This is a genomic window from Lutibacter sp., assembly GCF_041555395.1.
Taxonomy (GTDB): Bacteria; Bacteroidota; Bacteroidia; order Flavobacteriales; family Flavobacteriaceae; genus Lutibacter.
Map to the genome: position 1 here is coordinate 25894 of NZ_JBFFKM010000001.1, position 25961 is coordinate 51854.

Sequence of the window (25961 nt, forward strand, 5' to 3'; positions counted from 1 at the left end):
TTTGTTAACTTTTAAATTTTAACTTTAACTTTTAACTTTCTACAAATGCCAACCTATAAAATTTCTATTTCCGGACAAGTGCAGGGGGTTGGGTTTCGTCCGTTTGTTTATGGTTTGGCAAAATCCTTTTCTTTAACTGGAACTGTTTCAAATAATGAAGAAGGCGTTGTTATTTTTATCACTGGATTTAAAGATAATATTCGACATTTTTACGAAAAATTAATTAAAAATCCACCGCCGGTTTCCAAAATAAAAAACCCTAAAATCACCCAAATCGATTTTTTGGAATTTGCCGATTTCAATATTATTCCATCCAGCAAAATTGGCCAGTTAAATTTATCATTAACACCCGATTTTGCCATCTGTGACGACTGCAAAAAAGACATTCAGAATCCGGAAAACCAACGTTTCAACTATCCGTTTACGACCTGCGTAAATTGCGGTCCGCGCTGGGCTATTACAAAAACTTTTCCTTTTGAAAGAGACCATACCAGCATCAATGATTTCCCCATGTGCGCTGAATGTGAAAAAGAATATTCAAATCCCGCCGACCGCCGATTTCATTCACAAACCAACACATGTCCTACCTGCGGAATTGTGCTAATTTTGTCAGATAATCTTGGAAATATTGTTCCTTCAACGCCTCAAAATATTTTTAAAAAAATAACAAAGTTGCTGTATGAAGGAAATATTGTTGCCCTTAAAAACACAAGCGGGTATTTGTTATGCTGCAATGCCGAAAATGAGACTGTAATCCAAAAATTACGCACCAAAAAAAACAGGCCAAACAAGCCTTTTGCCGTTTTATTTCCTTCTTTAAAATTTTTACAAAATGACTTTATACTAAATGTGCATCAACTTAAATCTCTCACTTCCGCCGAAAGACCAATAACCATTATTCCTTTAGGAAATTATAAAGGAAATATTAAATTAAATGCTGTTGCACCAGGTTTAAATCAGCTAGGTGTGCTATTGCCCTACTCAGGAATTTTACAATTATTGGCCAACGAATTAAACTTTCCAATAGTTGCAACCAGCGGAAATATTCACGGCTCCCCTATTATACACGACAACGCAGAAGCGTTTGAAAAATTAAACAATGTTGCCGATTATTTTGTGCAGCACCCTCTGGAAATTACGAACCCGCAAGACGATTCTGTCGTGAAATTCAGTTCCAGGTCTCATCAGAAAGTTTTGTTTCGAAGAGCTCGTGGTTATGCACCAAATTATTTTGATGCACAGCTTAATTCCGAAGAAAAAGTTATGGCCATGGGCGCCGATTTAAAAAGCAGCATCGCATTTTACCCCAATGAATATTTGTATGTAAGTCAGTACCTCGGGAACCTTCAAAATTTTGATGTATTTAGTCGATTTACCAATATGGCTAAGGCTTTTACCACTATTTTTGAACAACAACCCGAAGTGGTTTTGGTTGATAAGCATCCCGGCTATCAGAGTACCCAATTAGGTAAAGAATTGGTTCAAAAAAACAGATCAAATTTAATTGAAATTCAGCATCATAAAGCACATTTTTCAGCCATTTTGGGGGAACACCAATTATTTTCAGAAAAAGTTTTGGGCGTAATTTTTGACGGAACCGGTTATGGCGATGATGGCGCCATTTGGGGCGGTGAGTTTTTTAATTATGAAGCACATGAAATTGCAAGAATCAATCATATTGATTATTTCGACTGGTTGTTTGGTGATAAAATGGCAAAAGAACCCAGATTGTCTTTACTTTCATTGGCTTCTGATGAAATGATTGCCGTATTAAAGGGGAAATTTACCCCAAATGAACTCAAAACCTATCAAGCGATAAAAAAAACGAATAAATTAAAAACCTCATCTACAGGAAGATTGTTTGATGCTGTGGCTTCCTTATTAAATATTACCGATTACAATACTTACGAAGGTGAAGCGGCTATTTTGTTGGAAAACAGGATTATGAAATATCATCTTAAATCGTGCAGATGTTATTTATCGGCTGCAGAAAATGGTATTTCGGCAAAAGAAATCATTAAAAATATTTATGGGGATATTCAAAACGGAACACCAACGGAACAGATTATTTTAAACTTTCTATATACGTTGGCATTTTCAATAATTGAGTTGGCAAAAGCCAAAAATTACCAACATATTGCTTTAAGCGGCGGCGTATTTCAAAATACAACTTTGATAGACATCTTAACAGCATTAGCACCTAAAGAAATAAAATTGTATTTTCATAAAAATTTATCGCCTAACGATGAAAACAGCTCTTTTGGACAAGTAATGCATTATTTAAACATAACAAAATGAAATATTTAAATGAATATCGAAATTTTGAAGCCACCAAGAAAATTTTGGATGAAATTCATAAAATCAGCACGAGAGCATGGAACGTCATGGAAATTTGCGGCGGACAAACGCATAGTTTGGTTAAAAACGGCATTTTAGATTTGTTGCCCGAAAAGGTAAGAATGATACATGGTCCCGGTTGTCCGGTTTGCGTAACGCCGCTCAATTTAATTGACAAAGCCATTGAATTGCTGGAAAAAGGCGTTATCGTTTGTTCATTTGGCGATATGATTCGCGTGCCGGGAAGCAAAAAAAGTTTGTTGGAAGCAAAAGCAGTTGGAGGAGATTTGCGGATTTTATATTCCCCTTTGGAAGCAGTTTCCATTGCCAAGGAAAACCCCGACAAAGAAGTCGTTTTTTTTGCAGTTGGTTTTGAAACCACTGCTCCGGCAAATGCCTTATCTGTTTTACATGCCGAAAAAGAAGGCTTAAACAACTATACCATTTTGGCTTCGCATGTTTTGGTGCCTCCGGCGATGGAGGCTATTTTAGACGATAAATTGTGTAGTATTGATGCTTTTTTAGGCGCAGGCCATGTTTGTGCCATTATGGGGATGCAGGAATATTATCCGCTAGTCGAAAAATATAAAATCCCGATTGTCATCACTGGTTTTGAGCCTTTGGATTTGGTCCAGGGCATTTATATGGCGGTAAAGCAATTGGAAGAAGGGATTTATAAATTGGAAAATCAGTATGCCAGAGTTGTAAAAGAACAAGGCAACGAGGCTGCCATTTCGGTAATACAAAAAGTTTTTGAAGTTGGTGCAAGAGAATGGCGAGGCATTGGTGAAATTCCAAACAGCGGCTATGTAATTAAAGAAGCCTACAGAAAATACGATGCCGAAGCAAAATTTAACATCAGCCACATTAAAGTACCCGAAAACCCAAATTGCATTGCAGGAGAAATATTGCGTGGCATTAAAAAACCAAATCAGTGCGATCAATTTGGCAAAGCCTGCAAACCTGCCAATCCACTTGGTGCACCTATGGTTTCCTCGGAAGGCGCTTGTGCAGCATATTATCATTTTTCAAATAATTTAACAGCTTAAAACAAATATGGACACCTCAGGATTTGAAACCATTAATTTAGGTCACGGAAGTGGTGGCGAACTAACAAGAAATTTACTGGACAAAGTTATTTTCAACACCTTTAGCAATCCGTTTTTAGATCAAAAACACGATGGAGCCATTATAGAGGTCCATTCTAAAATTGCGATTTCAACCGATAGTTTTGTGATTACGCCCATATTTTTTAAAGGCGGAAATATTGGCGAACTGGCGGTGAACGGAACCGTAAATGATGTGGCCATGTGTGGCGCCATTCCTAAATATTTGTCTTTGGCTTTTATTATTGAAGAAGGCTTAAAAATGGAGGAATTTACAAGAATTGTGGCTTCCGTAAAAAAAGCGGCCGATGAAAGTGGCGTGCTCATTATTACCGGAGACACCAAAGTGGTTGAACGCGGAAAAGGCGATAAAATTTTTATCAATACTACAGGTTTTGGTCAAGTGCACCCCAAAGCGGCAATTTCCGTGCATAACATAAAAGCAGGAGATAAAATTTTGGTAAATGGCTACATTGCCCAACACGGAATGGCCATTATGAGCGAGCGCGAAGGATTGGAATTTGAATCGGATTTGGTTAGTGATACCACCAATTTAAACTTTTTGGTAAGGGATTTACTGGATGCCTTCGGCGAAAAAATAAAGCTGTTCAGGGATCCAACACGCGGCGGACTGGGAACGGTTTTGCATGAAATTGCCAATGACATTTCAAAAGGTGTTTTCTTAAAAGAAATTGCCATTCCAATGGAAAAACAAGTTGCTGCAGCCTGCGAAATGTTAGGATTAGACCCCATGTATGTTGCCAATGAAGGCGTGTTTTTGGTGGTTGTTGACCCGAGTATTGAAACGGAAGTTTTAACCTTGATGAGAAATCACAAAAAAGGAATAAATGCAGCACTTATTGGTGAAATCACACAAGAACATCCAAACAAAGTGGTCATGGAAAGTTTAATTGGCGGAAAACGCATTGTGAGTCCGCTGGTGGGCGAACAATTGCCACGAATTTGCTAGCTTTTAATTTGCCACAACCCAATAAATACCAATAATAAACGCGAAAAAGCCGCCGGCCATCCGTATGCCTTTGAAAAAAGAAACGTTGGGATTTTGTTTTGAAAATGAAGCCATACTGCCAATCACAAAAGCAAAGGAAATCATTGCCAGTAAAGTTCCAATTCCAAAACCCAAAATGTATTTGGCTGAATCCAGTTTTGAGGTAAACCCGATTACGGGGAGAAATAACAAGAAATGAGCAACGCCGGCCAAACCGTGAATAAAACCAACCGATAAAGAGGCTAAAATTCCTTGTTTTAAAGTTGTATTGCTATGCGTGTGTGATTTTTCATTTTGGTGAATGTGTGAGTGTTTCCTAATTACTTCACTTACAATATAGCTATTTTGTGAATGTGTGTTAATTAATGGTTCCGCCTCCTCATGAATGTGCGGATGCGTGTGAATCCTCGGATTTCCTTCAGCGTGCACATGGGTATGTTTATGGTGTTTTCCTTCTTTAAGAATTTTAAAAAAAATCCACAAGGCCAAACCAATTAAAATAAGGCCAACCATTTTTTCGCTATGCATCGATATTTTTTCAATGGGAATCAAATCTTTGAACATCAAAAATAAGACGCCAATGGAAAGCATGCCCAACAAATGTCCGATGCCCCAAAAAAGCCCGACTTTCCAAGCTTTCTTTTTACTTTCAATGGCAAAAGGCGTTACTGCCGCCAAATGATCCGGACCTGAAATTACATGGAGTATTGCAGCAATAATACCTGCAAAAATGGGAAAAGATAATTCCATTAGATGCTTAATTGAATAATATTAAAAATACATAATTATTGAATACAATCAACAATATAATCGTTCTAAATTAACGTATCTTTATGGGTACTTTATAAGTAAAACTTCTATTTTTTAGAAATTTTGAGAGATTGTATCATGGCTGTCATCAGTTATTTTTTATATTATTATATAATCATTCATTACGACAAAAAATTAAAATTTCGATGTTGTTCCCTAAATATCCGGCACAAAAATTAATATGAAATAGCCATTTGATAAAAATATTCTTCAAACTAGCGTATTCCATATGACCTTTAAAAAACAATAAATATTTGCATATGAAAACGAATCAAAAAATTATCGATGTTATTATTGTTGGAGGCGGATTGGCTGGATTAACAAATGCTATTCATCTTTCAAAATTTGGGATTGGTGTTTTAGTCATCGAAAAAAATTCTTACCCAAAGCACAAAGTTTGCGGCGAATATGTTTCTAATGAAGTGTTGCCTTACTTAAATTATTTAGGTTTAGATCCTTTCATTTTTGGAGCAAAAAAGATTGATACCTTTTTATTAAGTACCCCAAAAAATAAAATGATCAAAACCGAGTTGCCTTTGGGCGGATTTGGAATTTCCCGTTTTACTTTGGATTACGAACTGTATAAATTGGCCCTGTCAAATGGAGTTGTAATTTTACAAGACAGCGTAATTAACATTCAGTTTTCAGAAGATCAATTTGAAATTACCACAAAAAACGAGGGCGTTTTTAAAGCAACAATTGTTATCGGAGCTTATGGGAAAAGATCGGCCATTGATATCAAATTGGATCGGAATTTTATTAAAAATGATGCGCCTTTTTTAGCAGTTAAAACTCATGTAACGGGAGTTTTTCCTGAAAATGTTGTGGCCCTTCATAACTTTAAAGGTGGATATTGCGGACTTTCAAAAGTGGAAGATGACAGCATTAATGTTTGCTATATTACCAATTTCAAATCATTTAAGAAGTATAAAAACATGGAGGATTTTCAAGAAAATGTGCTGTATCAAAATCCTAATCTGAAGGAAATTTTTGAAAATTCAATCGATGTATTTCCAAAACCGCTGACCATAAGTCAAATTTCTTTTGCCGATAAAAGTCCAGTTGAAAACCATATTTTAATGTGTGGTGATACCGCCGGCATGATTCATCCGCTTTGCGGAAATGGAATGAGTATGGCAATTAGAAGCGGTCAATTGGCATCGCAACTAATAATTAGTTACTTTAACGGAAAAATTAAATCAAGATTGGAATTAGAAGCTATTTATAAAAAATCCTGGAACAGCGAGTTTAAATTTCGACTAAAAGTTGGCAGGATTGTAGCTTCACTTTTTAAAAAATATAATTTTTCAGAATTGATGATGTCGGCATTAAAAAGTTTTCCAAAATTGCTGCCATTCATTATCAAACAAACCCATGGAAAACCCATAAAAATAAATGAATTTTAACATAAATACAAAAGAACGAAGTTCCCAAATTGAATTGATGGACGATTTTTCGGTGGAAGGAAATTCACTTCGCGAATCATTAGATTCCATTGCGAACATCAATAAATGGCTTGGCGGCAATTTTGTAACTTTAAACGGGCTTAAAAAAGTATTAAAAAAGCATGATAAAAACAAACCAATTACCATTTTGGATATGGGTTGCGGAAATGGCGATATGTTGCGTGAAGTGGCCAAATTTGGCAAAAAAGCGGGCTATAATTTTACTTTAATTGGGATTGACGCCAACCAGCACACCATAGATTATGCTATGGAATTAAGTATCAATTACCCGGAAATCAGTTATTTAAAACAAGATGTTTTTTCTGAAGAGTTTCAAAATATTCAATATGATTTGGTATTGGCCACGTTGTTTTTGCATCATTTTAATGAAGATGACATTGTAAAATTGTTGGCACCCATCTTAAAAAAAGCTAATTTAGGCATTGTGGTAAACGATTTAAACAGAAATAAAATCGCTTATTATCTTTTCAGTTTTTTGTGCTTGTTCATCAAAAACAAAATGACCAAAGAAGATGGTTTAATTTCGGTATTGAGGGCTTTTAAAAAAGCTGATTTAGAAAGAATCACAGAAAAATTACATGCGAAAAGCACTATTCAATGGAAGTGGGCTTTTAGATATCAATGGATAATTAAAAAATAAATGAGTGTTAAAATAACATCAGTAGCAAAACAACTACCTCAATTTTGCCGAACGACTGAAGAAATAATCCCATTTCTAAAAGTTTGGTTAACCGGACAAGAAGATCGTTTTCAAAGAAAAGTTTTAAAAATATTTGAAAATGCAGGTGTTGAAAAGCGCTATTCCATTATGGATGCGCACGAGGTGTTTTTAAACACTTCATTTGAAGAAAAAAATGATATTTATGCCAGGGAATCCATAAAACTTGCAGAAAGCGCTTTAACAAAAGCACTGAAAAAAGCAGCTTTAAATCCACAGGATCTTGATTATATAATAACCGTTAGTTGTACCGGAATTATGATTCCATCCATAGACGCCTATCTCATAAATAAGCTGCAAATGCGGCAGGATATTGTTCGTTTACCTGTTACAGAAATGGGCTGTGCTGCAGGTCTTTCCGGAATTATTTATGCAAATAATTTTTTAAAAGCAAATCCTAATAAAAGAGCGGCTGTAATTGCTGTGGAGTCGCCGACTTCTACCTTTCAGCTCGATGATTTTTCTATGGTAAATATTGTGAGCGCTGCAATTTTTGGTGATGGAGCTGCCTGTGTTATTGTTTCTTCTTATGAAGAAGATGAAGGTCCTAAAATTATAGATGAAGCGATGTACCACTTTTTTAATTCCGAAAAAATGATGGGTTTTAAGCTTACAAATTCAGGATTGCAAATGATTTTAGATAAATCTGTTCCCGAAACTATTGCTGAACATTTTCCTAAAATTGTGTATCCTTTTTTAGAAAGAAACAACATATCAATTCGTAATGTGGATCATTTGATTTTTCATCCCGGAGGAAAAAAAATTGTTCAAACAGTTGAAACACTTTTTGGTTCTCTCGGCAAAAATATTGATGATACAAAAGAAGTCTTAAAATTATATGGCAACATGTCAAGCGCAACAGTTTTATATGTTTTAGAGCGCTTTATGGATAAAAAGCTGCCAAAAGGCGATGTTGGACTGATGTTGAGTTTCGGTCCCGGTTTTTCAGCACAAACAGTATTATTAGCATGGTAAGAGAATTTGAAAATAAAAATTTTTGGGTAGTGATTTTGGGCGGATCCAGCGGATTGGGATTGGCAACAGCTCAAAAAATGGCCAAACACGGTTGCAATATCTGCATCATTCACAGAGACAGAAAATCGGTTTTGCCGGCAATTGAAAAGGAATTTGAGTATATAAAAAAAGAAGGCGTCGACTTATTGACTTTTAATGTAGATGGTTTAAAAGAAGAAGAACGAAATAAGGTTATTTTAGTCTTAAAGGAACATTTTGGCGATACAGGAAAGGTTCGGATTTTTGTGCACAGCGTGGCCAAAGGAAATTTGAAACCCATGGTTTCCAAAGATAAAGAAACCTTAAAAAACGATGATTTCCGATTGACTATAGCAGCTATGGCTATTAGCTTGTACGATTGGACAAAAGCAGTATTCGACGCGAAATTATTTGCTTCGGATGCACGCATAATCAGTTTCACCAGCGAAGGAAATACCAAAGCATGGGAAAATTACGCCGCTGTTTCAGCAGCAAAAACTGCACTTGAAGCCATTACAAGAAATATCGCCTTGGAGTTTGCCGTTCACGGAATAAAAGCAAACTGCATTCAGGCAGGTGTTACTGATACAGCGTCACTAAGAGCAATTCCGGGAAGTAAAAAACTCAAAGAACATTCTTTGGTGCGAAATCCCTTTAAACGATTAACAACCCCACAAGACATTGCCAACGTTGTTTATCTTTTAAGTAAAGATGAAGCGGCCTGGATTAATGGAACTATAATTCCTGTGGATGGAGGCGAACATATCAGTTAATTGCTAAAAGTAAATTGATTTTAATAAATATTTAAATACGAATGACTTCAAAAGAAATTACAGCTCTATTGCCTTATCAAAAACCATTTTTGTTTGTTGATGAATTAACAATTATTTCAGAAAATGGAATTACGGGAAATTATACTTTTGACGCTGCCTCATTTTTTTATAAAGGTCATTTCAAAGACAATCCGGTAACACCGGGCGTTATTTTAACAGAAGTTATGGCGCAAATAGGCGTCGTTTGTTTGGGAATATTTTTATTGCGAAGCGAATTTCCCCAAATTTCAAAGCCAAAAATTGCTTTAACTTCAACACAAATCGACTTCTTTTTACCGGTATTTCCGGGAGAAAAAATCGTGGTAGTATCTGAAAAAGAATATTTTAGGTTTAACAAATTGAAATGCAAGGTGCAATTGTTTAACGCCTCTAAAAAACTGGTTTGCAGAGGTTTTATTTCAGGAATGATCAAATAAATGAAACGAGCATTACAATTTTTGACACACAAAGGAATGATAAATGGCGAACAGCATCTGTTACAGCTAAAAAATAAAATTTAAACAGATGAAAAACAGGGTAGTTATAACAGGTCTTGGTGTCGTTTCGCCTAATGGTGTAGGAATTGCCGATTTCACAGCAGCCATAAAAGCTGGCAAATCCGGAATTCAGTTTTTTCAAGAATTGGAAGACCTTAATTTTTCGTGCTGTATTGGCGGAATTCCATCTGTTTCCGAAGAATTAAAAGCTAAATATTTAAGCCCTTTACAATTAAGAAACTTCAACAGTTCAGGAATTTTATATGGCTGTATTGCCGGAATGGATGCATGGTCAGATGCCGGATTTAAAATAGATGCTGAAAGTGAACTTGATTTCAACAGCGGTACCGTTTTCGGAACAGGAACTTCAGGGGTTGATAAATTTCGTGAAGCCATTTATCAATTGGATGCCAAAAAAGTAAAACGATTAGGCAGTACTGTGGTGTTACAAACAATGGCAAGCGGCATAAGCGCTTATCTTGGCGGCATTCTGGGTTTGGGAAATCAGGTTACCACCAATTCATCAGCATGCACAACAGGAACAGAAGCCATTTTAATGGGCTTCGAACGTATTAGAGCCGGACGGGCAAAAAGAATGCTGGTAGGCAGTTGCAGTGATTACGGTCCGTATATATGGGGAGGTTTTGACGCCATGCGCGTAACGACCTATAAGCACAATCATTCACCGGAAAAAGGTTCTCGACCAATGAGCGCAACAGCATCCGGATTTGTTCCTGGAAGTGGCGCCGGAGCCATGGTTTTGGAAAGTTTAGAAAGCGCCCTGGAAAGAGGCGCAACTATTTATGCTGAAGTTTTGGGTGGGTCTGTAAATTCGGGCGGACAAAGAAACGGAGGAACGCTCACGGCCCCAAATTCAATCGCTGTACAACATTGCATTACCTCAGCAATTAAAAATGCAGGAATAACTGCTCATGAAATTGATGCCATAAACGGGCATTTAACAGCAACTTCAAAAGATGTTGTGGAAATCGAGAATTGGGCAACCGCCTTGCAACTTAAAGGAAAGGATTTTCCCTATATCAATTCTTTAAAATCAATGGTTGGCCATTGTTTGGCGGCAGCCGGTTCTATAGAAAGTGTGGCAGTTGTTTTACAGTTAAAAGAAGGATTTCTTTTTCCGAATATCAATTGTGAAGATACAGATCCAAATATTCTTGCTATCATTGATGAAAATAAAATTCCGAAGAAATTATTACCTAAAGAATTAACCATTATTGCCAAAGCAAGTTTTGGTTTTGGTGATGTAAATGGCTGTATCATTTTTAAGAAATTTTCTAACAATCTCAAACATAATAAATGAAAAAAGAAGACTTAATTGCCACTTTAAAAAAAATAGTAAAACCATATATTCAAGATGAAAAAGCGTTTGAAAAATTATCAGAAAACACTGATTTTATGAAAGATCTTAAAATTAATTCTGCCAATTTAGTAGATGTTATTTTAGATGTAGAGGATGAATTTGATATTGTCATTGACAATGAGTCCATGGAAAAAATGTTATCGGTAAAAGCTGCATTGGAAATCATAAATACCAAACTCAATGAAAAATGATTGGAAATGATATTGTCGATTTAAAACTTGCATCAACACAAAGCAATTGGCAGCGGAACGGATTTTTAGACAAACTGTTTACCTCACAAGAGCAGGATTTTATTTTAAATTCAAGCGAACCATTTAAGGCCGTTTGGCTATTATGGAGTATTAAAGAAAGTGCGTATAAAGCCTATATTCATTTAAATGGCGGCCAATTTTTTTCTCCTAAAAAGATAGCATGCAGTCCTATTTCAAAAAATAAAGCTTCTGTTTTAATTAATAAACAATTATTTTTTGCCGAATCCGAAATTAATGAAGATTTTATTCACACTATTGCATTTCCTGAGAAATACGATAATTGGGTTTTAAACAAATGTTTTAAATTTAATGACCATTCTTTCGAAACACAACATCTGGAAACTTATCAAAATGTTTTGCTGGCCTTTTCTGATAAATTAAATATTCCAATTTCCCGATTAAGTATTAAAAAAAATACAGATGGCGTTCCGCAACTTTTTCAAAATAAAACGCCATTAAAGAACGCTTTTTCTCTAACACATCATGGCAACTTCGGCGCATTTTGTATTGCAAATTAAGATTATTACTGCCCAATTTACTTTTAATTATATTATACCAGCTCAAAAATTCCGATGCTCTCAAAGTGTTTTAAATCATAAAAAATACGCATCTTTCTTTTTACCTTCAATGGCAAAAGGCGTTACTTCCGCCAAATAATCGGGCCCTGAAATTACGTGGAGTATTGCAGCAATAATACCTGCCGGATAGAGGAAAGGTTAATTTCATCCAAATTAAAAATTAAGTATTATAAACCCACATCTATTCCTTATTTAATAACATTATTCACTATAGGTCACAAAAAAAAGCTCCAATTAAAATTGGAGCTTTTGAAATTACCTTATTCGGTAAATTTTCTTTTATTTTATTATTTAAGTTTTACAGTAACTCTACGTGCTAAATAATCCGCATTATCTGAAACTTCACCTAGACCTTTAATTGAAATACGACCTGCATCAATTCCTGCTTCAACTAAAGCTGTTTTTACTGATTGAGCTCTTTTTTCAGAAAGTTTATTGTTATATTCAGTTGCACCAACTTCATCAGCATATCCTGATAATTCTGCATTTACAGATGAATTATCTTTCAAATAAGTAGAGATAAAATTGATAGCATCCTTAGATGATACCGTTTTAACTTTAGAACTATCAAAGTCAAAGAATACACTTACATAACCATCATTTAACAATTTAGCAAGAAAATCTACTTTTTCTACAACGGCATCTTTTCTTACATAAGTATTATCTAAATAAGACTCTGAAGAATCAGCCATACCATTATCGTTTTTATCAACAGCAACACCATGAGTATCAACAATAGCCCCACTTGCAGTATTGGCTTCTTTATCAAGATAATCGGCAACACCGTCACCGTCAGCATCATTTTGATTACCTTCAACAGCAGTAACTCTTCCGTCTAAAGCATTGATTTGCCCTTGTAAGTCTGCATCATACCAATCTGCATGTACTTTTGCTTTACCCATATAATAAACCAATCCAACAGTACCATTAAACAAAATACCTTGAATTGAGTTATGATTATCAACGCCTCCATTCCATGTTAAATCTTGTCTCATATTTGCCAATACAGAAACATCTCCTGTTAAAGCAAATTTATCAGATAACTTTACTTCTCCAGTAACTCCTCCTCTGAAATTAAGCATTTGATCTACTTTATCATTATACATTCCAGTTTCAGGAGCTAACCTTGAATAACCTAAACCAGCATGCCCTAAAACGTTTAGTGTTTTAGTCCAAGATTCAAATTTCATGATTCTTCCTAAGTTTGCAACACCCTCTAAAGAGTATGTGTAAAATTTACTTTCAAAATCAAGATAATCATCTCCTGATTCTATATTATCATAACTAAACATGGCTTTTAAACCTACAAATTCATTAAACATATATCTGGCACCTACATTAAGTGTGTAAGGAGATACTGTCTCAGTATTATAACCGCCAGTCCAGGCGTGTACTGGTTTATTAAAACCTGCACCAGCTTCTATAGACCATTGATTGTAAGGCTTTGCTGTTTGTACTTCAGCCTCTTGAGCTTTAGTTTGTGATATAAAAGCTATACTTAAAGCTCCTACTAATAATAATGTTTTTTTCATAAGATAATTTGATTTTGATTTGTTTTCTTAATTTAAATTTTAAATAAGCAACAAAAATACTATTATTATATGGATAATTGCTGCAATTACTATGTAAATAAACAAAAAAAAACAAAAAAATCCAAACAAATAAGGTTTAAAATGAATCAAATACCTATTAAAATGAAGTTATTAGATTCCTAACATACTTTATTTCATATTTAAACACTCAATATAACACATACGCCGGTAATAAATTAAGGTTGCCTTATCAGGAAATGGGATAAAGAACTTATATTTGCTAACACCTTATATAATTTATGCTTATGTCGGATTTAGTACAAACCGACAAACATTCAATAATAATATTGCTTCGGCGGAAAAATCTCCGATTTTTATGCCGCACAAATCTTAATACAAAACCGTTGTAATCAATTAAAGGATTATGGTTAGCGATACAGATAAAGTTAAAAGATGGAGTATAGGAGGATTTTTTGCTATTGTTCTTCTTGGGTTTCTTTATCATTACCTATATGAATGGTCGCATAAATGCGTGCTTATTGCTGCGCTTACTCCCGTAAATGAAAGTGTATGGGAGCACCTAAAATTAGGTCTTTGGGCAGTGATCTCATTTTCTGTAGTAGAATATTTTGCACTAGGTAAAGAAATAAATAATTATTTTTTTTCTAAAGCAGTTGGTGTATTGATTATTTCATTCACCATTCTACTGGTTTTTTACACTTACACAATGTTCCTAAATAGAACGATTGTTTTGCTGGACATTTCTTCATATATTATTGGAGTACTACTTTGCCAATTGTTTTGCCATAAAGTGTTTAAGTTGAAACAATCAAACACGCTCAACATATCGGGCTTGATCCTATTAATTACCTTTTGTGTAATTTTTGCGATTTACACATTTCACCCACCTCGATTGGAGATATTTAAAGACCAAAATTCCAATACCTATGGAATTAACTGATTACAACAAAAAATAAAGCACCTTGAAAACGTGTTTTATTCAAACCGTTGCCTTTAATTGCCGAAAAACTTCACAAAAAAGATCTGAGAGATATAAAAAATTCATACTAGAAAAGAAAAAGACTATCAAAACTCCTATCCTAATTCATTCATAACGTACTATTTTCCTTGCATTAATGCAAGGAAATCAGGCTCTTTTTGTAAGCTATTAAGATCAGGATCATGTTTGATATAGTTATAATTTTCAAACCCATTATCCATCGCTTTTTTGAGATTTTCGATAGCGGCTGTTTTATTACCTATTAATGCATAAAAACAAGCTGCATTATAAACAATAATTGGATCATTTTGGTTTTGTTCAATTCCTTTTTGCATTTCTTTTTTTGCGTCTTCTAAACGACCCAGCCTTTTCAATGTAAAGGCATAAAATTGGTGAGCTCGAGAGTCGTCAGGATGATGTAACAAATAGGTTGGGTAAAATAATGCAGCCCGTTCAACAGTATCCTGTAGATTTTTTTTATCATGTAATGTTTCATAAGCCATCTGTAAATCACCATATGGAGAATGGAAATCCCCATTAAGATCTAATACTTTATTGAAATCAGATACAGCCTCGGAATCTCTGTCCATCACTCTATATAGCCTACCCCTGACCCAATAGGCGAAAAAATTATCAGGGTCAAATAAAATTGCCTTTTCAGCAGCTATCAATGCTTCTTTTGGTAAATTTTTATTATAATAAACCAGCCCAAGAGCACTATACGCTTCAGATGAGTTAGGATCATAGATTAGTGCTTTTAATGATGATTCTTCTGCCTTTTTAATCCATTTTATATTTTTATCATGTGTTTCATATAATAGGGCGCAAGCCTCGGCCATACCAGCATAAGCAGCAGCATATTTTGAATCCAAATCTATTGCATTTTGAAAAAGATCTATCGCTAAAAGAAGATAGTTCTTGGTATATCTAAACAGAAATTCGCGAGCTCTTAAATTAGCATCATAGGCGTCACTATTCATCGTTGCTTTTTTACCAAGTGCCACTTTTTCTTTCGGAGTAAGCTTTAGTTGTAATGACTTCACAATCCTTTTAGACACCTTTTCCTGAATACCAAAAACATCTGCTATCTTGCCGCGGTAAATCTCGGCCCAAAGTTCTGAATCCTTTTCTACATCAATTAACTCCGTCGATATTCTTATGACGTCCTTATGCTTTCGCACAGTTCCTTGCAAAAGATATCTCGCTTTCAATTCTCGACCTAATGATGCAATGTCCAATTCAGAATCTCTATACCGCATAGATGTGCTTCGTGAGGCAATATCAAGCTCTTTGATTGCGGACAAACGAATAATGATTTCTTCCGTCAGCCCATCACTAAAATAATTGCTGTCATTGTCCTTACTGATGTTCTGAAAAGGTAATACTACTAGTTTTTTATTGTCATTATTAAGTTGATGTTTAGGTTGTTCTGCTTTAAATTTTTCTGCCTCAACATTTTCAATTTTTTTAATTCCTTTTCCGGACAATTCATATACCCAAGCAAAAACCAAACTAATAGGAAAACCTATAATCAATATAAAAATCAAGGTTTTCATAAAATATTGTGGCGCATTAAAAGCTGGAAGAACAATAGCAGATACCTGAGCAATTAACCATGCCATTACTAAATAGGTTATCGCTGATCTAAATACATTACGTCTTTTAAGTTCTGCTATATATTTTTTAAAATTCACTTTAACTCGAAGTTAATTTTTTTTCAATAAAATCTAATTTTACCGTTATAATTTCAGCAGGATTGGAGAAACTCGAGGCAACAGAAAAGAGTTTAAGATAGAAAGATGAGTATCCGAAATCATCAGCTTAATTAATATTTAAAGATAAGAAAAATTATCTGACGATTAATTAAAAAACACGGAAACATTCCAGATTTTGACTATTAGAACACTGATTTTGAATATTGGAACAAAATAATTTAAACTAAGAAAAATGATTTAAATATGACAAAAAAGAAACTAATAGGGAACACTGCATTTAATTTTTGCTTAAATTTAAACTAAATAATGAACCGACAAACATTCAACTAACGATTTGCTACAACCGAAAAATCTCCGATTTTTAAGTCGCACAAATCTTATAAAAATCCGTTCTATGCCATTTGAAAAACGAAAAACATTTGGACATTTGAAATAATATTTAGATATTTGTCTAAATAACTAAATAAATGAATTCACTATTTAAAGCTCTTAATGATGAAACTCGTAGACAAATTGTCGAATTATTAAAAGAGAAAGATATGAATGCAGGAGAAATTGCAGAACAATTCAATATATCCAAACCAAGTATTTCGCATCATCTTGACATTTTAAAAAGAGCAGATTTAATAACAAGCGAGAAAAAAGGACAATTTGTAGAATATTCATTAAACACTAGCATATTAGAAGATTTAATAAACTGGATAATAACACTAAAAAAATAAATTATGAACCTAAAAAAAGAATTACCACTAATTACAATCGTATTATTACCCTTTATCTATTTAGCATACATTTGGAATCAATTGCCCGAAAAAGTTCCTATGCATTGGAATATTAAAGGAGAAATAGATAGATATGGAGAAAAAATGGAATTAATAATAATCCCGATTTTATTACCTCTACTTGTTTATATTATCTTTCTAGTTGTTCCGAAAATTGACCCAAAAAATAAACTGAATAAAATGGGAAACAAACTTCAAACCATAAAGGTTTTATTAACCACTTTTATGTCAATACTAGCCTTATTTATAATTTATTCAGCTAAAAATCAATCTTTCGCTAATCCGAATTATATTATATTATTAATTGGAGTTTTATACATAATTCTTGGTAATTATTTTAAAACAATAAAAGCAAATTATTTTATCGGAATTAGAATGCCTTGGACTCTGGAAAATGAAACAGTTTGGAAAAAAACTCATAAATTAGGCGGAAAATTATGGTTTGTAGGTGGGATTATTGTTGTGCTTACAAGTTTGATTTTAGATAAAGAACCGAATGTTACCGTATTTTTAATAATTACTGGAATAATTACAATAATACCAATAGTGTATTCATACATTATATTTAAAAACGAAATAAAAACGGCATAGAACACCGTGTATAATTAATTGCTTGGTTCTAGCCTACTTACGAAAATCCTCGCGGATTTTCTATTCGGTTTTTATTTGCTAAATTACGTGCTTAACCACGCAACTAACCATACACAATCACGTTACCTGTAATTAAAAACCAAGTTCTACAACTTAAAATAAAAAAAAATGAAAAAGTATATCGTTTTAATGATTAGTTTAATGATTATTGGATGTAGTAAAGAAAATGAAGATGCGTTTAATTTAGACGTTGGTGTAGAATTCTCTATTGTTAATTTAGATGGAGAGGATATTTTAAATCCAAATCACCCAAATGCGATTAAAGAATCCGACATTAAGCTATTTTACCTTATTGATGGAATTAAAGAAGAAGTCTATCATGCGAATTATGACTATCCGAGAAATTTTATGATCTACGAGCATCAAAATGAATTTAGAATACGCATATTCCAAAATTATTCCGACAAAGAAGATAAACCAATAACTTATACTCAATGGAATGATGTTGATACAGATACTATCGAAACGACTTACGAGAGAACTTCTAATGCTGTTCTCCAAAGAAAAATTTGGCTTAATGGAAATTTACTTTGGGAATCAAATAGTGGAGTTGAACCATTTTTTGTGATAACAAAATGATAGAAAACTACAGGTAACACTGTAAATAATTTATGCTAAAATCGGATTTAGTACAAACCGACAAACATTCAATAAAAATATTGCTACGCCGGAAAAATCTCCGATTTTTACGTCGCACAAATCATAACCCTAAGCCGTTACACACAATTACGAAAAAACGAAAATGAACCCAAATAACAACTCAACAAAAAACTATCAACCTCTTTGAAAGAAACTATTTCTAGTTCTGAATTGGTAAAAACAGGTTCGGAAATTACAGAGATAAGTATTGATTCAGTTTTAAAAGAAGGAGTTCTAAAAGAGTTTGCCAAAATGAGTTGCCGTTCAATCCATCAAAGATGTAAATATGTTATAGGGCAGCTACTGCTTTTTGGGTTTTAGATAGTTTATCATACAAAACCAGTCTTCCGCAGTATCCTTTAGTTTTTGGGTACTATACGGTTCCCAATTTCCATCTTTATTCCTTCCGTTAAAGGAAGCTTCTATCGGGGTGTTTTTTAATTGGTAGTCGAGTAAATCGAAGAGTCTGGTCATTGGTTTGGTTTATTTTGACAACCCTGAATATACAAAATAAAGCGCACTAATTCACAAGGGTAGTAAGGTATTGGTTAGGGGTTATTCAAACATAATACTAATAAATTCAGCCACGCAGGCCGGTTTGTCAGCTCCCTCAATTTCCACTGAACAGTGCCAAGTGACTTTTACACCGTTTTCAAGATATTTTTCAATGGCAGCAATTTTCCCATTTAGTCGCAACTTGCTATCCACCAAGACGGCATTTGGAAAACGCACTTTATTCAATCCATAGTTCACCCCCATTTTTACCGATTTAACCTGTAAAAGATCTCCCAACATGTTGGACAATAGGGATACCGACATAAAGCCGTGTGCAACTGGCTTTTTAAACGGGGAATATTGGGTCGCCTTTTCCACATCCACATGTATCCATTGAAAATCTAAGGTAGCTTTGGCAAAATCATTTATCATTTCCTGTGTAATGGTAATCCATTCCCCTGGCGGAAGTTTTTTTCCTTCGTAGGTACTAAATTCCTTTAAGTCGTCAAAAACCAGTTTAGCCATTTTTTCTATCGTTTATCTTGAAATTCCACCATCAATGGTCAAGCAAATTCCAGAGACAAAACGTGCCTCATCAGATGCTAGATATAAATAACCATAGGCTATATCGATGGGTTGTGCAACCGTTTTTAAGGGAATACTTGCCTTAATTGCCTCAAGGTGTTCTTCCGGAATTTTGTCGACCATATCGGTCATGGTGAAGCCAGGGGCTATTGCATTGGCTGTTATCCCATATTTACCAAGTTCCATGGTCCAGGTCTTGGACATGGCAATAACACCTGCTTTGGTAGCCGCATAATTCGTTTGACCAAAATTACCTCGTAATCCCACATTGGATGCCGCACTAACTATTCTTCCATATTTATTTGCCTTCATGTAAGGTGCTACTGCTTGCGCACAAATAAACACCCCTTTCAGATTCACCTCGATAACAGCGTCAAATTCATCTTCACTCATTTTTTCCAAGGTGCGGTCCCGAGTTATTCCGGCATTATTAATTAGGATATCAATTTTGCCGTATTTGGAATTTACCTGTTCAAAAAGTTTTTCTACGGAGGATTTGTCGGTTACCGAAACGTTATGGAATTCTGCCTTGCCACCGGATGCACGAATTCCACTGGCTACTTCTTGGCCTTTGGGAAGTAAATCCATAATAATCACCGTAGCACCTTCCTTTGCGAACAGTTCGGAAATAGCCTTTCCAATTCCCCGTGAACCTCCTGTTATAATTGCTGTTTTATCTTTTAATCTCATATCGTTTAGTATTAATTAGTTAAACATCATAAATTTTAATAAAATTCGATTTAAAACCTGTACTCGATACAATTTTCTATCGAAAATCACTCGAACTGACATTTCTTTATAGCAAACCAAAATGTATAACGGGTTAAATAGTTATATCATCTTTTCAGATTTGTACAACCATTTTTCCTTTTACCTTTCGGTTCATCATTTCCTCTAAAGCCTCTTTTGTGTCTTCTAACGGGACTGTTTTATGAATATGAGGGTTTAGCTTTCCTTCTGCATACCATTGCATTAGGGTCATTGTATTGGACATATTTTCCTTAGGATATTTCATCGCAAATCCACCCCAAAAAACACCAACTATCGAAGCTCCTTTTAGCAAGGGCAGATTTAACGGAATCTTAGGTATAGCACCTGCTGCGAAACCTACCACTAAAAAACGACCGTTCCATGCGGTGCCTCTTAGTGCTTGTTCGGAAAAGTCGCCGCCGACAGGATCGTAAACTACATCTACACCTTTACCCTGAGTTAGTTCTTTTATAGTGGATTTCAAATCTTGGGTGGTGTAATTAATTAGTTCATCGGCGCCATACTCTTTACATAGTTCTAGCTTTTCTTGAGTGGACGCTGCCGCAATTACTTTGGCTCCCATTAATTTCCCCAGTTCAACAGCGGCCAGGCCAACCCCTCCAGAAGCACCCATAACTAAGAGGGTCTCCCCTTCCAGTAACTTTGCCCTATCTTTTAATGCATAATAGGAAGTACCATAGGCCATCATAAAGGATGCCGCTATCGGATAGTCCATTTGGGGTGGTTTAGGAAAACAAGCGTTCCCTGGTACGATAACTTCTTCCGCTAAGCCTCCATGTGCCACAAAGCCAAAAACGGCATCGCCCACCTTTAAATGGGTCACACCATTACCTACTTCCTTTACGATACCTGCTATATCGCTTCCCGGAGTAAATGGCAGCTCAGGTTTAAATTGATACAGCCCTTGAATGATTAGTGTATCCGGGAAATTTAATCCACAGGCCTTTACCTGTACTACTACTTCCTTTGGACCTGCGTGTAAGGAATCTATTTCCTCCAACTTCAAAATGGAGGGTGGACCGTATGTTTTACATCGTATTGCTTTCATTCCTTACAATATTTTTATAATTTTTGATTTTCGTATTCCTTAATTCTCGACTGCGCTCGAAATGACAATAGGGACTCTTGGCTCTTAGCTCTTGGTAAGAAATCAATCCTCAATAACCTTCAACACCAATTTACCCAACTTGTCGCCAGAGAAAAGTCGATTATAAGTCTCTGGGAAGTTCTCTATTCCTACATAAACATCCTCATGGGTTTTCAACTTGCCTTCTGCCATCCATTTACCCATTTGTTGACCTGCTTCCCCGTACCTTGGGGCCCAATCAAATACGACCATCCCTTGCATAGTAGCCCTATTGACCAATAAAGAAAGATAATTGGCTGGTCCTCTCATATTTTGCTTGTTATTATACTGAGAAATCGCCCCGCAAATAACCACTCTTGCGTGCATTCGTAATCTTCCCAAAGCTGCGTCCAAAATCTCCCCTCCAACATTATCAAAATAAACATCCAATCCTTTTGGACATTCTTGCTTTAATCGCTCCTTTACATCTTCGTTTTTATAATCGATGCAAGCATCAAAGCCTAAATCCTCAACCACATATTTACATTTATCCGCGCCACCTGCTATGCCAATTACGGTACATCCCTTTATCTTGGCTATTTGTCCAACAATACTGCCTACGGCACCAGCTGCACCAGAAACCACTACAACATCTCCTTCCTTAATTTTACCTACTTCCAAAATTCCGAAATAAGCGGTCATTCCGGGCATTCCCAAGGTGCCAATATAGGTGGGCAGCGGAGCTAACTTTTGGTCAACTTTATAATATCCTTTTCCATCCGTCGCAACATATTGTTGTACGCCTCCATGACCTGAAATGAAATCCCCTACCTTGAACGTGGGATGATTTTTCGCTTTTATGACCTCCCCAACCGAACCTGCGCGCATAACAGCACCAATTTCTACCGGCGCTATATAAGATTTTCCCTCATTCATCCATCCACGCATGGCGGGGTCAAGAGAGATATAATGATTTTTTACTAAGACCTGCCCCTCCTCTAGTTCCGGAATAGGGTTTGCTTCTAAGGACCAGGTGGAATCATCTGCCGCTCCTACCGGTCTCTTTACAAATATGAGTTGTTTGTTCATCTTATTTTATTTATATATTTTTTATTCTTATTGGCGAAACTTTCTACATCAGCTTCATCTTGGACCTAATTTCGGGTTTCCACCACAATATCGTTGCTTCTTTCAATGAATTCTCCGCATTTAAATCGAGTCATAGTTTTCCATTTCTGTTAGTTCTAATGTATTCATAATTTGCTTTTATAATGAGGTTCCTCCGTCCAAGGTTATCGTCTGCCCGGTGATGAATTTGGAATTTTCAGAGGCCAGCCAGCAAATAGCTTCCGCAATTTCCTCAGCCTCCCCAAACCTGCCCATAGGTATAAAACGTTTTAACTTATCACCCATATCGGGACTTACGGAGAGTAATTGTTCCAACAGTGCCGAATGTGTAAACCCCGGGCACACTGCATTGATTCGGATTTTCTTTCTTCCATACTCCAAAGCGGCCGATTTTGTCATTCCCACTACTGCAAATTTACTAGCGGAATAAGAAAGGTTATTTCCCGAAGCCTTTAATCCCGCTAAAGAAGCAACATTCACAATATTACCATATCCCTGTTTCAGCATCTGTTGTATCGCAAGTTTCATGCAATAGAATACTCCGGTTTGATTGACCGCAATCACATTATGCCAGTCCTCAAGGGAATGATCTGCTGTCTTTGCTTGGTGTTTGCCTCCTATTCCGGCATTGTTCACCATGACATCAAGACTACCATGTTTTTTAATTACGGTTTGTAGTAATTCTTTCACCTGCTCAAACTGGGTTACATCCGTTGCTAATGCCGAGGCCTTACCGCCATCATTTCGGATTTCACCTGCCACCTTTTCCGCATTTTTCAAATTGATATCAGAGACAACTACAATAGCCTTATGCATTCCAAATAGTTTTGCCGTGGCCGCCCCTATGCCACTACCAGCACCGGTAATTAACACTACTTTGTCTTTTAAATTCATTTTTTCATTTTTGGTTGATTTAATTTTTTTGATTAGGTGTACAATGAATTAATCGTGAATCCCCTAATGCTTGCTCCCTCAAATTTGAAGGATAACCTTTGGCCATTATCATGGTCATAAAATCAGAAACGGAATTGTACTTTACGATAAGTACATCATCCCATAAGGTATCATCTTCAGGACCTATTAACGTATGTTTAGGCGAACCATAAAACACTATTTCCGCATTCGCTTTAAGAAAAAAAGGAGTTGCTTGGCGCATATATTCCTTGTAGGATTCCTTTCCCGTCATTCCCGTTTCTGGCACAAGAGCTTTATATTTTACCATATTTAGCATAACAACAGGATTTTCGGATGCGCTATTTGCAAAGTCCGATACTTGCCCTGGATTCATGTTCAAATGGTATTGCTCGTTCATAGTTAGTACAAATTATCTATTTGATTTTTCTGAATGGCCTGCCATGCGGTATTACAACATAATGCAGAAGCCTTATTCAAATTCGCAAACTTGGGATCACTGGTATGGCCATGTTTATATCGATAATAAATCTGCTGGGCAATTACTGCAATCTTAAAAAGCCCGTAAGCAAAGTAGAAGGTGAGATTATCGATATTTCTACCACTTTTTAAAGCATAGTGCTGTACAATTTCCGTTCGGGAGGGATTGCCTTTCATAATCGTTGGGGAGGGAAGCCCTTGCTTCATAAACTCTGGGTCATCTGCCGTTGTCCAATACCCCAGTGAAGTACCTAAGTCCATCAAAGGATCACCTAATGTACACATTTCCCAGTCTAGAATGGCCGCTATTCTTTGCCAAGTACCATCTGCAAATACCACATTGTCATATTTGAAATCGTTGTGAATTAGGGTATGGTCATATTTTTTGGGTTGATGCTTATTCATCCAAGTCATTACCTTTTGTGCTGCCGGAACCTCATCGGTTACCGCCGCCAGATATTGCTTGCCCCAATTATAAACCTGACGTTCAACGTACCCTTCGGGTCTTCCAAATTCTGAAAGTCCTGCGGCCTTATAATCGATATTGTGAAATTCTGCAAAAGCATCGACCCATGTATCGGAAATGGTTTTAAATTCGGCAGGAGGAACTTGTTTGTCAAGTGCAGATAAAGTAGTTAAAATCTCTCCGTTGACCTTCTCCATAATATAAAATGGAGCTCCTATAATTTTGGGATCCTCGTTAAAGGCATATACTTTGGGACTCTTATCATATACGGGATTTAAATGCTGTAACACCCTAAATTCACGCCCCATATCATGCCCGCGCTTGGGCGCTGCAAATGGCGGTCTTCGCAGAACGTATTCCTTGCTTTCAATTTGAAGCAGGTAGGTTAGGTTGGAATAACCATTGGTGAATTGTTTCACTATCAATTCCGTATTACCCTTTGTTATTAAGGAATTTTTTAGCATAAAAGCCTTGAGCTTACCCTTATTGAGCTCCTCTCCTTCCCGTACCGATTTTAGGTTTTTTTCGCTAGACATTCGGTTTTTTTACATACTTGTTTATCGTACTTTTTCCCAGTTGACTCATATGAACTTCATCAGGACCATCGGCCAAGCGTAGCGTTCGTGCCGCGGCAAAGAAGTGTGCCAAAGGGGTTTCGCTTGTAAGGCCCTTTCCGCCTAAAATTTGAATGCCCCTATCAATAACTCTTGAAGCCATTTGAGGCGCGACTATTTTTATCATGGCAATTAAATCTTTTGCCTCCTTGTTGCCTACTTTATCCATTTTATCAGCTGCGGACAATACCAACAAACGGGTCTGTTCAATCTCGCAAGCAGAAAGGGCGATATCTTGTCGTACACTACTAAAAGTGTCTAAGGTTCTACCAAAGGGCTTTCTTTGCACCGTGCGTTCCGACATAATTTCCAAAGAACGTTGCGCCATGCCAATCAACCGCATACAATGGTGAATACGGCCCGGACCTAAACGTCCCTGTGCAATTTCAAAGCCTCGTCCCTCGCCTAACAGTAAATTAGTTTTGGGTACGCGAACATTTTCCAAAATGATTTCAGCGTGACCTTCTGGAGAATTGGCATACCCAAAAACGCTCAGTGCTCTTTCAATCTTTAAGCCAGGCGTATCCATGGGTACCAAAATCATACTCTGTTGTACATGTCTCGGCGCATCAAAATCGGTCTTACCCATCACAATGGCAATTTTACAATTGGGGTCCATCCCACCTGAGGACCACCATTTTCGACCATTGATAACATAGTCATTTCCGTCGGCAACAATAGCGGTTTCAATGTTGGTGGCATCGGAAGAAGCAACTTCAGGCTCCGTCATTAAAAAAGCTGAACGAATTTCTCCGTTCATTAAAGGCCTCAACCATTTTTCTTGTTGTTCTGAATTTCCATATTTGGCAATCACCTCCATGTTTCCCGTATCAGGAGCGCTACAGTTAAAGATTTCCGACGACCATATAATTCGCCCCATTATTTCTGCCAAAGGGGCATATTCCAAATTCGTAAGTCCTGGGCTCAGTTCTCCATAAGAAGCGGGAAGAAAAACATTCCACAGTCCGGCATCTTTAGCCTTTTGTTTTAACGCTTCCATCCCAGGCCATCGTTTCCATGCATTATCTGGATTTTGATGAAACAACTCTACCTCCTTTTCAATAGGGAGAACATGGGTTTCCATAAAATTCTTCAATTTTTCTTGAAGTGCTATCGATTTATCGCTGTAGTCAAAATTCATGTTTTTTTTTTAAATTCATATTTCTT

At 36.1% G+C, this 25961-nt stretch carries 27 protein-coding genes; 15 read left to right on the forward strand and 12 right to left on the reverse strand.

The window, feature by feature from the left end; all coding sequences use genetic code 11:
- Positions 1–45 precede the first annotated feature (45 nt).
- From hypF to hypE, 3 genes are read left to right on the forward strand one after another with little or no spacing between them, the layout of a single operon-like run.
- Positions 46–2298, forward strand: a complete 2253-nt coding sequence (gene hypF, locus ABY285_RS00135; RefSeq protein WP_372765754.1) for a carbamoyltransferase HypF — start codon at positions 46–48, stop codon at positions 2296–2298.
- Positions 2295–3386 (forward strand): hydrogenase formation protein HypD, encoded by a 1092-nt coding sequence (gene hypD / locus ABY285_RS00140; RefSeq protein ID WP_372765756.1) that lies wholly within the window; start codon positions 2295–2297, stop codon positions 3384–3386. Before hypF ends, hypD begins: the two co-directional genes overlap by 4 nt.
- A gap of 7 nt (positions 3387–3393) precedes the next feature.
- On the forward strand, positions 3394–4413 hold the full coding sequence (hypE, locus tag ABY285_RS00145) for a hydrogenase expression/formation protein HypE (RefSeq protein WP_372765758.1): 1020 nt from the start codon (positions 3394–3396) through the stop codon (positions 4411–4413).
- A gap of 3 nt (positions 4414–4416) precedes the next feature.
- On the opposite strand, the gene ABY285_RS00150 is transcribed toward hypE, so the two are convergent.
- Complete coding sequence (locus ABY285_RS00150) at positions 4417–5202, reverse strand: hypothetical protein (protein WP_372765760.1); 786 nt, start codon at positions 5200–5202, stop codon at positions 4417–4419.
- 320 nt (positions 5203–5522) lie between these two features.
- Here ABY285_RS00150 and ABY285_RS00155 point away from each other — a divergent pair, with 320 nt between their 5' ends.
- From ABY285_RS00155 to ABY285_RS00190, 8 genes are all read left to right on the forward strand, one after another.
- Positions 5523–6668, forward strand: a complete 1146-nt coding sequence (locus tag ABY285_RS00155) for an NAD(P)/FAD-dependent oxidoreductase (protein ID WP_372765762.1) — start codon at positions 5523–5525, stop codon at positions 6666–6668.
- Entirely contained in the window at positions 6658–7368 is a 711-nt protein-coding gene (locus ABY285_RS00160) for a methyltransferase domain-containing protein (protein WP_372765764.1), read from the forward strand. The genes ABY285_RS00155 and ABY285_RS00160 overlap by 11 nt, the downstream gene beginning before the upstream one ends.
- The gene (locus ABY285_RS00165; protein ID WP_372765766.1) at positions 7369–8421 is read left to right on the forward strand and encodes a type III polyketide synthase; all 1053 of its coding nucleotides are present in this window, start codon (positions 7369–7371) and stop codon (positions 8419–8421) included.
- Entirely contained in the window at positions 8415–9212 is a 798-nt protein-coding gene (locus ABY285_RS00170) for an SDR family oxidoreductase (protein ID WP_372765768.1), read from the forward strand. The genes ABY285_RS00165 and ABY285_RS00170 overlap by 7 nt, the downstream gene beginning before the upstream one ends.
- A gap of 41 nt (positions 9213–9253) precedes the next feature.
- A complete protein-coding gene (locus tag ABY285_RS00175) occupies positions 9254–9688 on the forward strand; it encodes a 3-hydroxyacyl-ACP dehydratase FabZ family protein (RefSeq protein ID WP_372765770.1) in 435 nt (144 codons plus the stop codon).
- Positions 9689–9776: 88 nt separating this feature from the next.
- Positions 9777–11069 carry a beta-ketoacyl synthase gene (locus ABY285_RS00180; RefSeq protein WP_372765772.1) on the forward strand — a complete coding sequence of 431 codons (1293 nt, stop codon included), beginning with the start codon at positions 9777–9779 and terminating at the stop codon, positions 11067–11069.
- The gene (locus ABY285_RS00185) at positions 11066–11320 is read left to right on the forward strand and encodes an acyl carrier protein (RefSeq protein WP_372765774.1); all 255 of its coding nucleotides are present in this window, start codon (positions 11066–11068) and stop codon (positions 11318–11320) included. Before ABY285_RS00180 ends, ABY285_RS00185 begins: the two co-directional genes overlap by 4 nt.
- Positions 11317–11898 carry a 4'-phosphopantetheinyl transferase superfamily protein gene (locus ABY285_RS00190; RefSeq protein ID WP_372765776.1) on the forward strand — a complete coding sequence of 194 codons (582 nt, stop codon included), beginning with the start codon at positions 11317–11319 and terminating at the stop codon, positions 11896–11898. The genes ABY285_RS00185 and ABY285_RS00190 overlap by 4 nt, the downstream gene beginning before the upstream one ends.
- A 347-nt stretch (positions 11899–12245) precedes the next feature.
- On the opposite strand, the gene ABY285_RS00195 is transcribed toward ABY285_RS00190, so the two are convergent.
- Entirely contained in the window at positions 12246–13490 is a 1245-nt protein-coding gene (locus ABY285_RS00195; RefSeq protein WP_372765778.1) for an OmpA family protein, read from the reverse strand.
- A 424-nt stretch (positions 13491–13914) separates the two neighbouring features.
- On the opposite strand from ABY285_RS00195, the gene ABY285_RS00200 reads away from it, so the two are divergent.
- On the forward strand, positions 13915–14451 hold the full coding sequence (locus tag ABY285_RS00200; RefSeq protein WP_372765780.1) for a DUF6512 family protein: 537 nt from the start codon (positions 13915–13917) through the stop codon (positions 14449–14451).
- Positions 14452–14609: 158 nt separating this feature from the next.
- On the opposite strand, the gene ABY285_RS00205 is transcribed toward ABY285_RS00200, so the two are convergent.
- The gene (locus ABY285_RS00205) at positions 14610–16112 is read right to left on the reverse strand and encodes a hypothetical protein (RefSeq protein ID WP_372765782.1); all 1503 of its coding nucleotides are present in this window, start codon (positions 16110–16112) and stop codon (positions 14610–14612) included.
- Between the two features lie 560 nt (positions 16113–16672).
- Between ABY285_RS00205 and ABY285_RS00210 the strand changes: the two genes are divergently transcribed.
- The 3 genes from ABY285_RS00210 to ABY285_RS00220 all read left to right on the forward strand — a co-directional run bounded on the left by ABY285_RS00210 (position 16673) and on the right by ABY285_RS00220 (position 18217).
- Positions 16673–16927: an autorepressor SdpR family transcription factor gene (locus tag ABY285_RS00210; protein ID WP_216782933.1), complete on the forward strand. Its 255-nt coding sequence runs from the start codon at positions 16673–16675 to the stop codon at positions 16925–16927.
- 3 nt (positions 16928–16930) lie between these two features.
- Positions 16931–17578, forward strand: coding sequence for an SdpI family protein (locus tag ABY285_RS00215; RefSeq protein WP_372765784.1), 648 nt, complete (start codon positions 16931–16933; stop codon positions 17576–17578).
- A gap of 168 nt (positions 17579–17746) precedes the next feature.
- The gene (locus ABY285_RS00220) at positions 17747–18217 is read left to right on the forward strand and encodes a hypothetical protein (protein WP_372765786.1); all 471 of its coding nucleotides are present in this window, start codon (positions 17747–17749) and stop codon (positions 18215–18217) included.
- Positions 18218–18577: 360 nt separating this feature from the next.
- Here ABY285_RS00220 and ABY285_RS00225 read toward each other — a convergent pair whose 3' ends face one another.
- From ABY285_RS00225 to ABY285_RS00265, 9 genes are all read right to left on the reverse strand, one after another.
- Positions 18578–18751, reverse strand: coding sequence for a hypothetical protein (locus ABY285_RS00225; RefSeq protein WP_372765788.1), 174 nt, complete (start codon positions 18749–18751; stop codon positions 18578–18580).
- 81 nt (positions 18752–18832) lie between these two features.
- On the reverse strand, positions 18833–19297 hold the full coding sequence (locus ABY285_RS00230) for a MaoC family dehydratase (RefSeq protein ID WP_372765790.1): 465 nt from the start codon (positions 19295–19297) through the stop codon (positions 18833–18835).
- A 12-nt stretch (positions 19298–19309) separates the two neighbouring features.
- Complete coding sequence (locus tag ABY285_RS00235) at positions 19310–20047, reverse strand: SDR family NAD(P)-dependent oxidoreductase (RefSeq protein WP_372765792.1); 738 nt, start codon at positions 20045–20047, stop codon at positions 19310–19312.
- 154 nt (positions 20048–20201) lie between these two features.
- Positions 20202–21176 (reverse strand): NADPH:quinone oxidoreductase family protein, encoded by a 975-nt coding sequence (locus tag ABY285_RS00240; protein WP_372765794.1) that lies wholly within the window; start codon positions 21174–21176, stop codon positions 20202–20204.
- 102 nt (positions 21177–21278) lie between these two features.
- Positions 21279–22283 (reverse strand): NADP-dependent oxidoreductase, encoded by a 1005-nt coding sequence (locus ABY285_RS00245; protein ID WP_372765796.1) that lies wholly within the window; start codon positions 22281–22283, stop codon positions 21279–21281.
- Between the two features lie 177 nt (positions 22284–22460).
- Positions 22461–23216 carry an SDR family NAD(P)-dependent oxidoreductase gene (locus tag ABY285_RS00250; protein WP_372765798.1) on the reverse strand — a complete coding sequence of 252 codons (756 nt, stop codon included), beginning with the start codon at positions 23214–23216 and terminating at the stop codon, positions 22461–22463.
- Positions 23217–23235: 19 nt separating this feature from the next.
- A complete protein-coding gene (locus ABY285_RS00255; RefSeq protein ID WP_372765800.1) occupies positions 23236–23634 on the reverse strand; it encodes a hypothetical protein in 399 nt (132 codons plus the stop codon).
- Positions 23635–23636: 2 nt separating this feature from the next.
- The gene (locus ABY285_RS00260; protein WP_372765802.1) at positions 23637–24716 is read right to left on the reverse strand and encodes a phosphotransferase family protein; all 1080 of its coding nucleotides are present in this window, start codon (positions 24714–24716) and stop codon (positions 23637–23639) included.
- Positions 24709–25935, reverse strand: coding sequence for an acyl-CoA dehydrogenase family protein (locus ABY285_RS00265; protein ID WP_372765804.1), 1227 nt, complete (start codon positions 25933–25935; stop codon positions 24709–24711). Before ABY285_RS00265 ends, ABY285_RS00260 begins: the two co-directional genes overlap by 8 nt.
- Positions 25936–25961 lie beyond the last annotated feature (26 nt).

Excerpts from the sequence above, each read along its gene's own strand:
- ABY285_RS00210 (WP_216782933.1), top strand. The coding sequence starts at position 16,673 with ATGAATTCACTATTTAAAGCTCTTAATGATGAAACTCGTAGACAAATT.
- ABY285_RS00265 (WP_372765804.1), bottom strand. The coding sequence starts at position 25,935 with ATGAATTTTGACTACAGCGATAAATCGATAGCACTTCAAGAAAAATTG.
- ABY285_RS00240 (WP_372765794.1), bottom strand. The coding sequence starts at position 21,176 with ATGAAAGCAATACGATGTAAAACATACGGTCCACCCTCCATTTTGAAG.
- ABY285_RS00190 (WP_372765776.1), top strand. The coding sequence starts at position 11,317 with ATGATTGGAAATGATATTGTCGATTTAAAACTTGCATCAACACAAAGC.
- ABY285_RS00215 (WP_372765784.1), top strand. The coding sequence starts at position 16,931 with ATGAACCTAAAAAAAGAATTACCACTAATTACAATCGTATTATTACCC.
- ABY285_RS00235 (WP_372765792.1), bottom strand. The coding sequence starts at position 20,047 with ATGAGATTAAAAGATAAAACAGCAATTATAACAGGAGGTTCACGGGGA.
- ABY285_RS00255 (WP_372765800.1), bottom strand. The coding sequence starts at position 23,634 with ATGAACGAGCAATACCATTTGAACATGAATCCAGGGCAAGTATCGGAC.
- ABY285_RS00245 (WP_372765796.1), bottom strand. The coding sequence starts at position 22,283 with ATGAACAAACAACTCATATTTGTAAAGAGACCGGTAGGAGCGGCAGAT.
- ABY285_RS00250 (WP_372765798.1), bottom strand. The coding sequence starts at position 23,216 with ATGAATTTAAAAGACAAAGTAGTGTTAATTACCGGTGCTGGTAGTGGC.
- ABY285_RS00220 (WP_372765786.1), top strand. The coding sequence starts at position 17,747 with ATGAAAAAGTATATCGTTTTAATGATTAGTTTAATGATTATTGGATGT.
- ABY285_RS00170 (WP_372765768.1), top strand. The coding sequence starts at position 8,415 with ATGGTAAGAGAATTTGAAAATAAAAATTTTTGGGTAGTGATTTTGGGC.
- ABY285_RS00165 (WP_372765766.1), top strand. The coding sequence starts at position 7,369 with ATGAGTGTTAAAATAACATCAGTAGCAAAACAACTACCTCAATTTTGC.
- hypD (WP_372765756.1), top strand. The coding sequence starts at position 2,295 with ATGAAATATTTAAATGAATATCGAAATTTTGAAGCCACCAAGAAAATT.
- ABY285_RS00260 (WP_372765802.1), bottom strand. The coding sequence starts at position 24,716 with ATGTCTAGCGAAAAAAACCTAAAATCGGTACGGGAAGGAGAGGAGCTC.
- ABY285_RS00195 (WP_372765778.1), bottom strand. The coding sequence starts at position 13,490 with ATGAAAAAAACATTATTATTAGTAGGAGCTTTAAGTATAGCTTTTATA.
- ABY285_RS00155 (WP_372765762.1), top strand. The coding sequence starts at position 5,523 with ATGAAAACGAATCAAAAAATTATCGATGTTATTATTGTTGGAGGCGGA.
- ABY285_RS00180 (WP_372765772.1), top strand. The coding sequence starts at position 9,777 with ATGAAAAACAGGGTAGTTATAACAGGTCTTGGTGTCGTTTCGCCTAAT.
- ABY285_RS00175 (WP_372765770.1), top strand. The coding sequence starts at position 9,254 with ATGACTTCAAAAGAAATTACAGCTCTATTGCCTTATCAAAAACCATTT.
- ABY285_RS00225 (WP_372765788.1), bottom strand. The coding sequence starts at position 18,751 with ATGACCAGACTCTTCGATTTACTCGACTACCAATTAAAAAACACCCCG.
- ABY285_RS00185 (WP_372765774.1), top strand. The coding sequence starts at position 11,066 with ATGAAAAAAGAAGACTTAATTGCCACTTTAAAAAAAATAGTAAAACCA.
- ABY285_RS00150 (WP_372765760.1), bottom strand. The coding sequence starts at position 5,202 with ATGGAATTATCTTTTCCCATTTTTGCAGGTATTATTGCTGCAATACTC.
- ABY285_RS00230 (WP_372765790.1), bottom strand. The coding sequence starts at position 19,297 with ATGGCTAAACTGGTTTTTGACGACTTAAAGGAATTTAGTACCTACGAA.
- hypF (WP_372765754.1), top strand. The coding sequence starts at position 46 with ATGCCAACCTATAAAATTTCTATTTCCGGACAAGTGCAGGGGGTTGGG.
- ABY285_RS00205 (WP_372765782.1), bottom strand. The coding sequence starts at position 16,112 with ATGGCATGGTTAATTGCTCAGGTATCTGCTATTGTTCTTCCAGCTTTT.
- ABY285_RS00200 (WP_372765780.1), top strand. The coding sequence starts at position 13,915 with ATGGTTAGCGATACAGATAAAGTTAAAAGATGGAGTATAGGAGGATTT.
- ABY285_RS00160 (WP_372765764.1), top strand. The coding sequence starts at position 6,658 with ATGAATTTTAACATAAATACAAAAGAACGAAGTTCCCAAATTGAATTG.
- hypE (WP_372765758.1), top strand. The coding sequence starts at position 3,394 with ATGGACACCTCAGGATTTGAAACCATTAATTTAGGTCACGGAAGTGGT.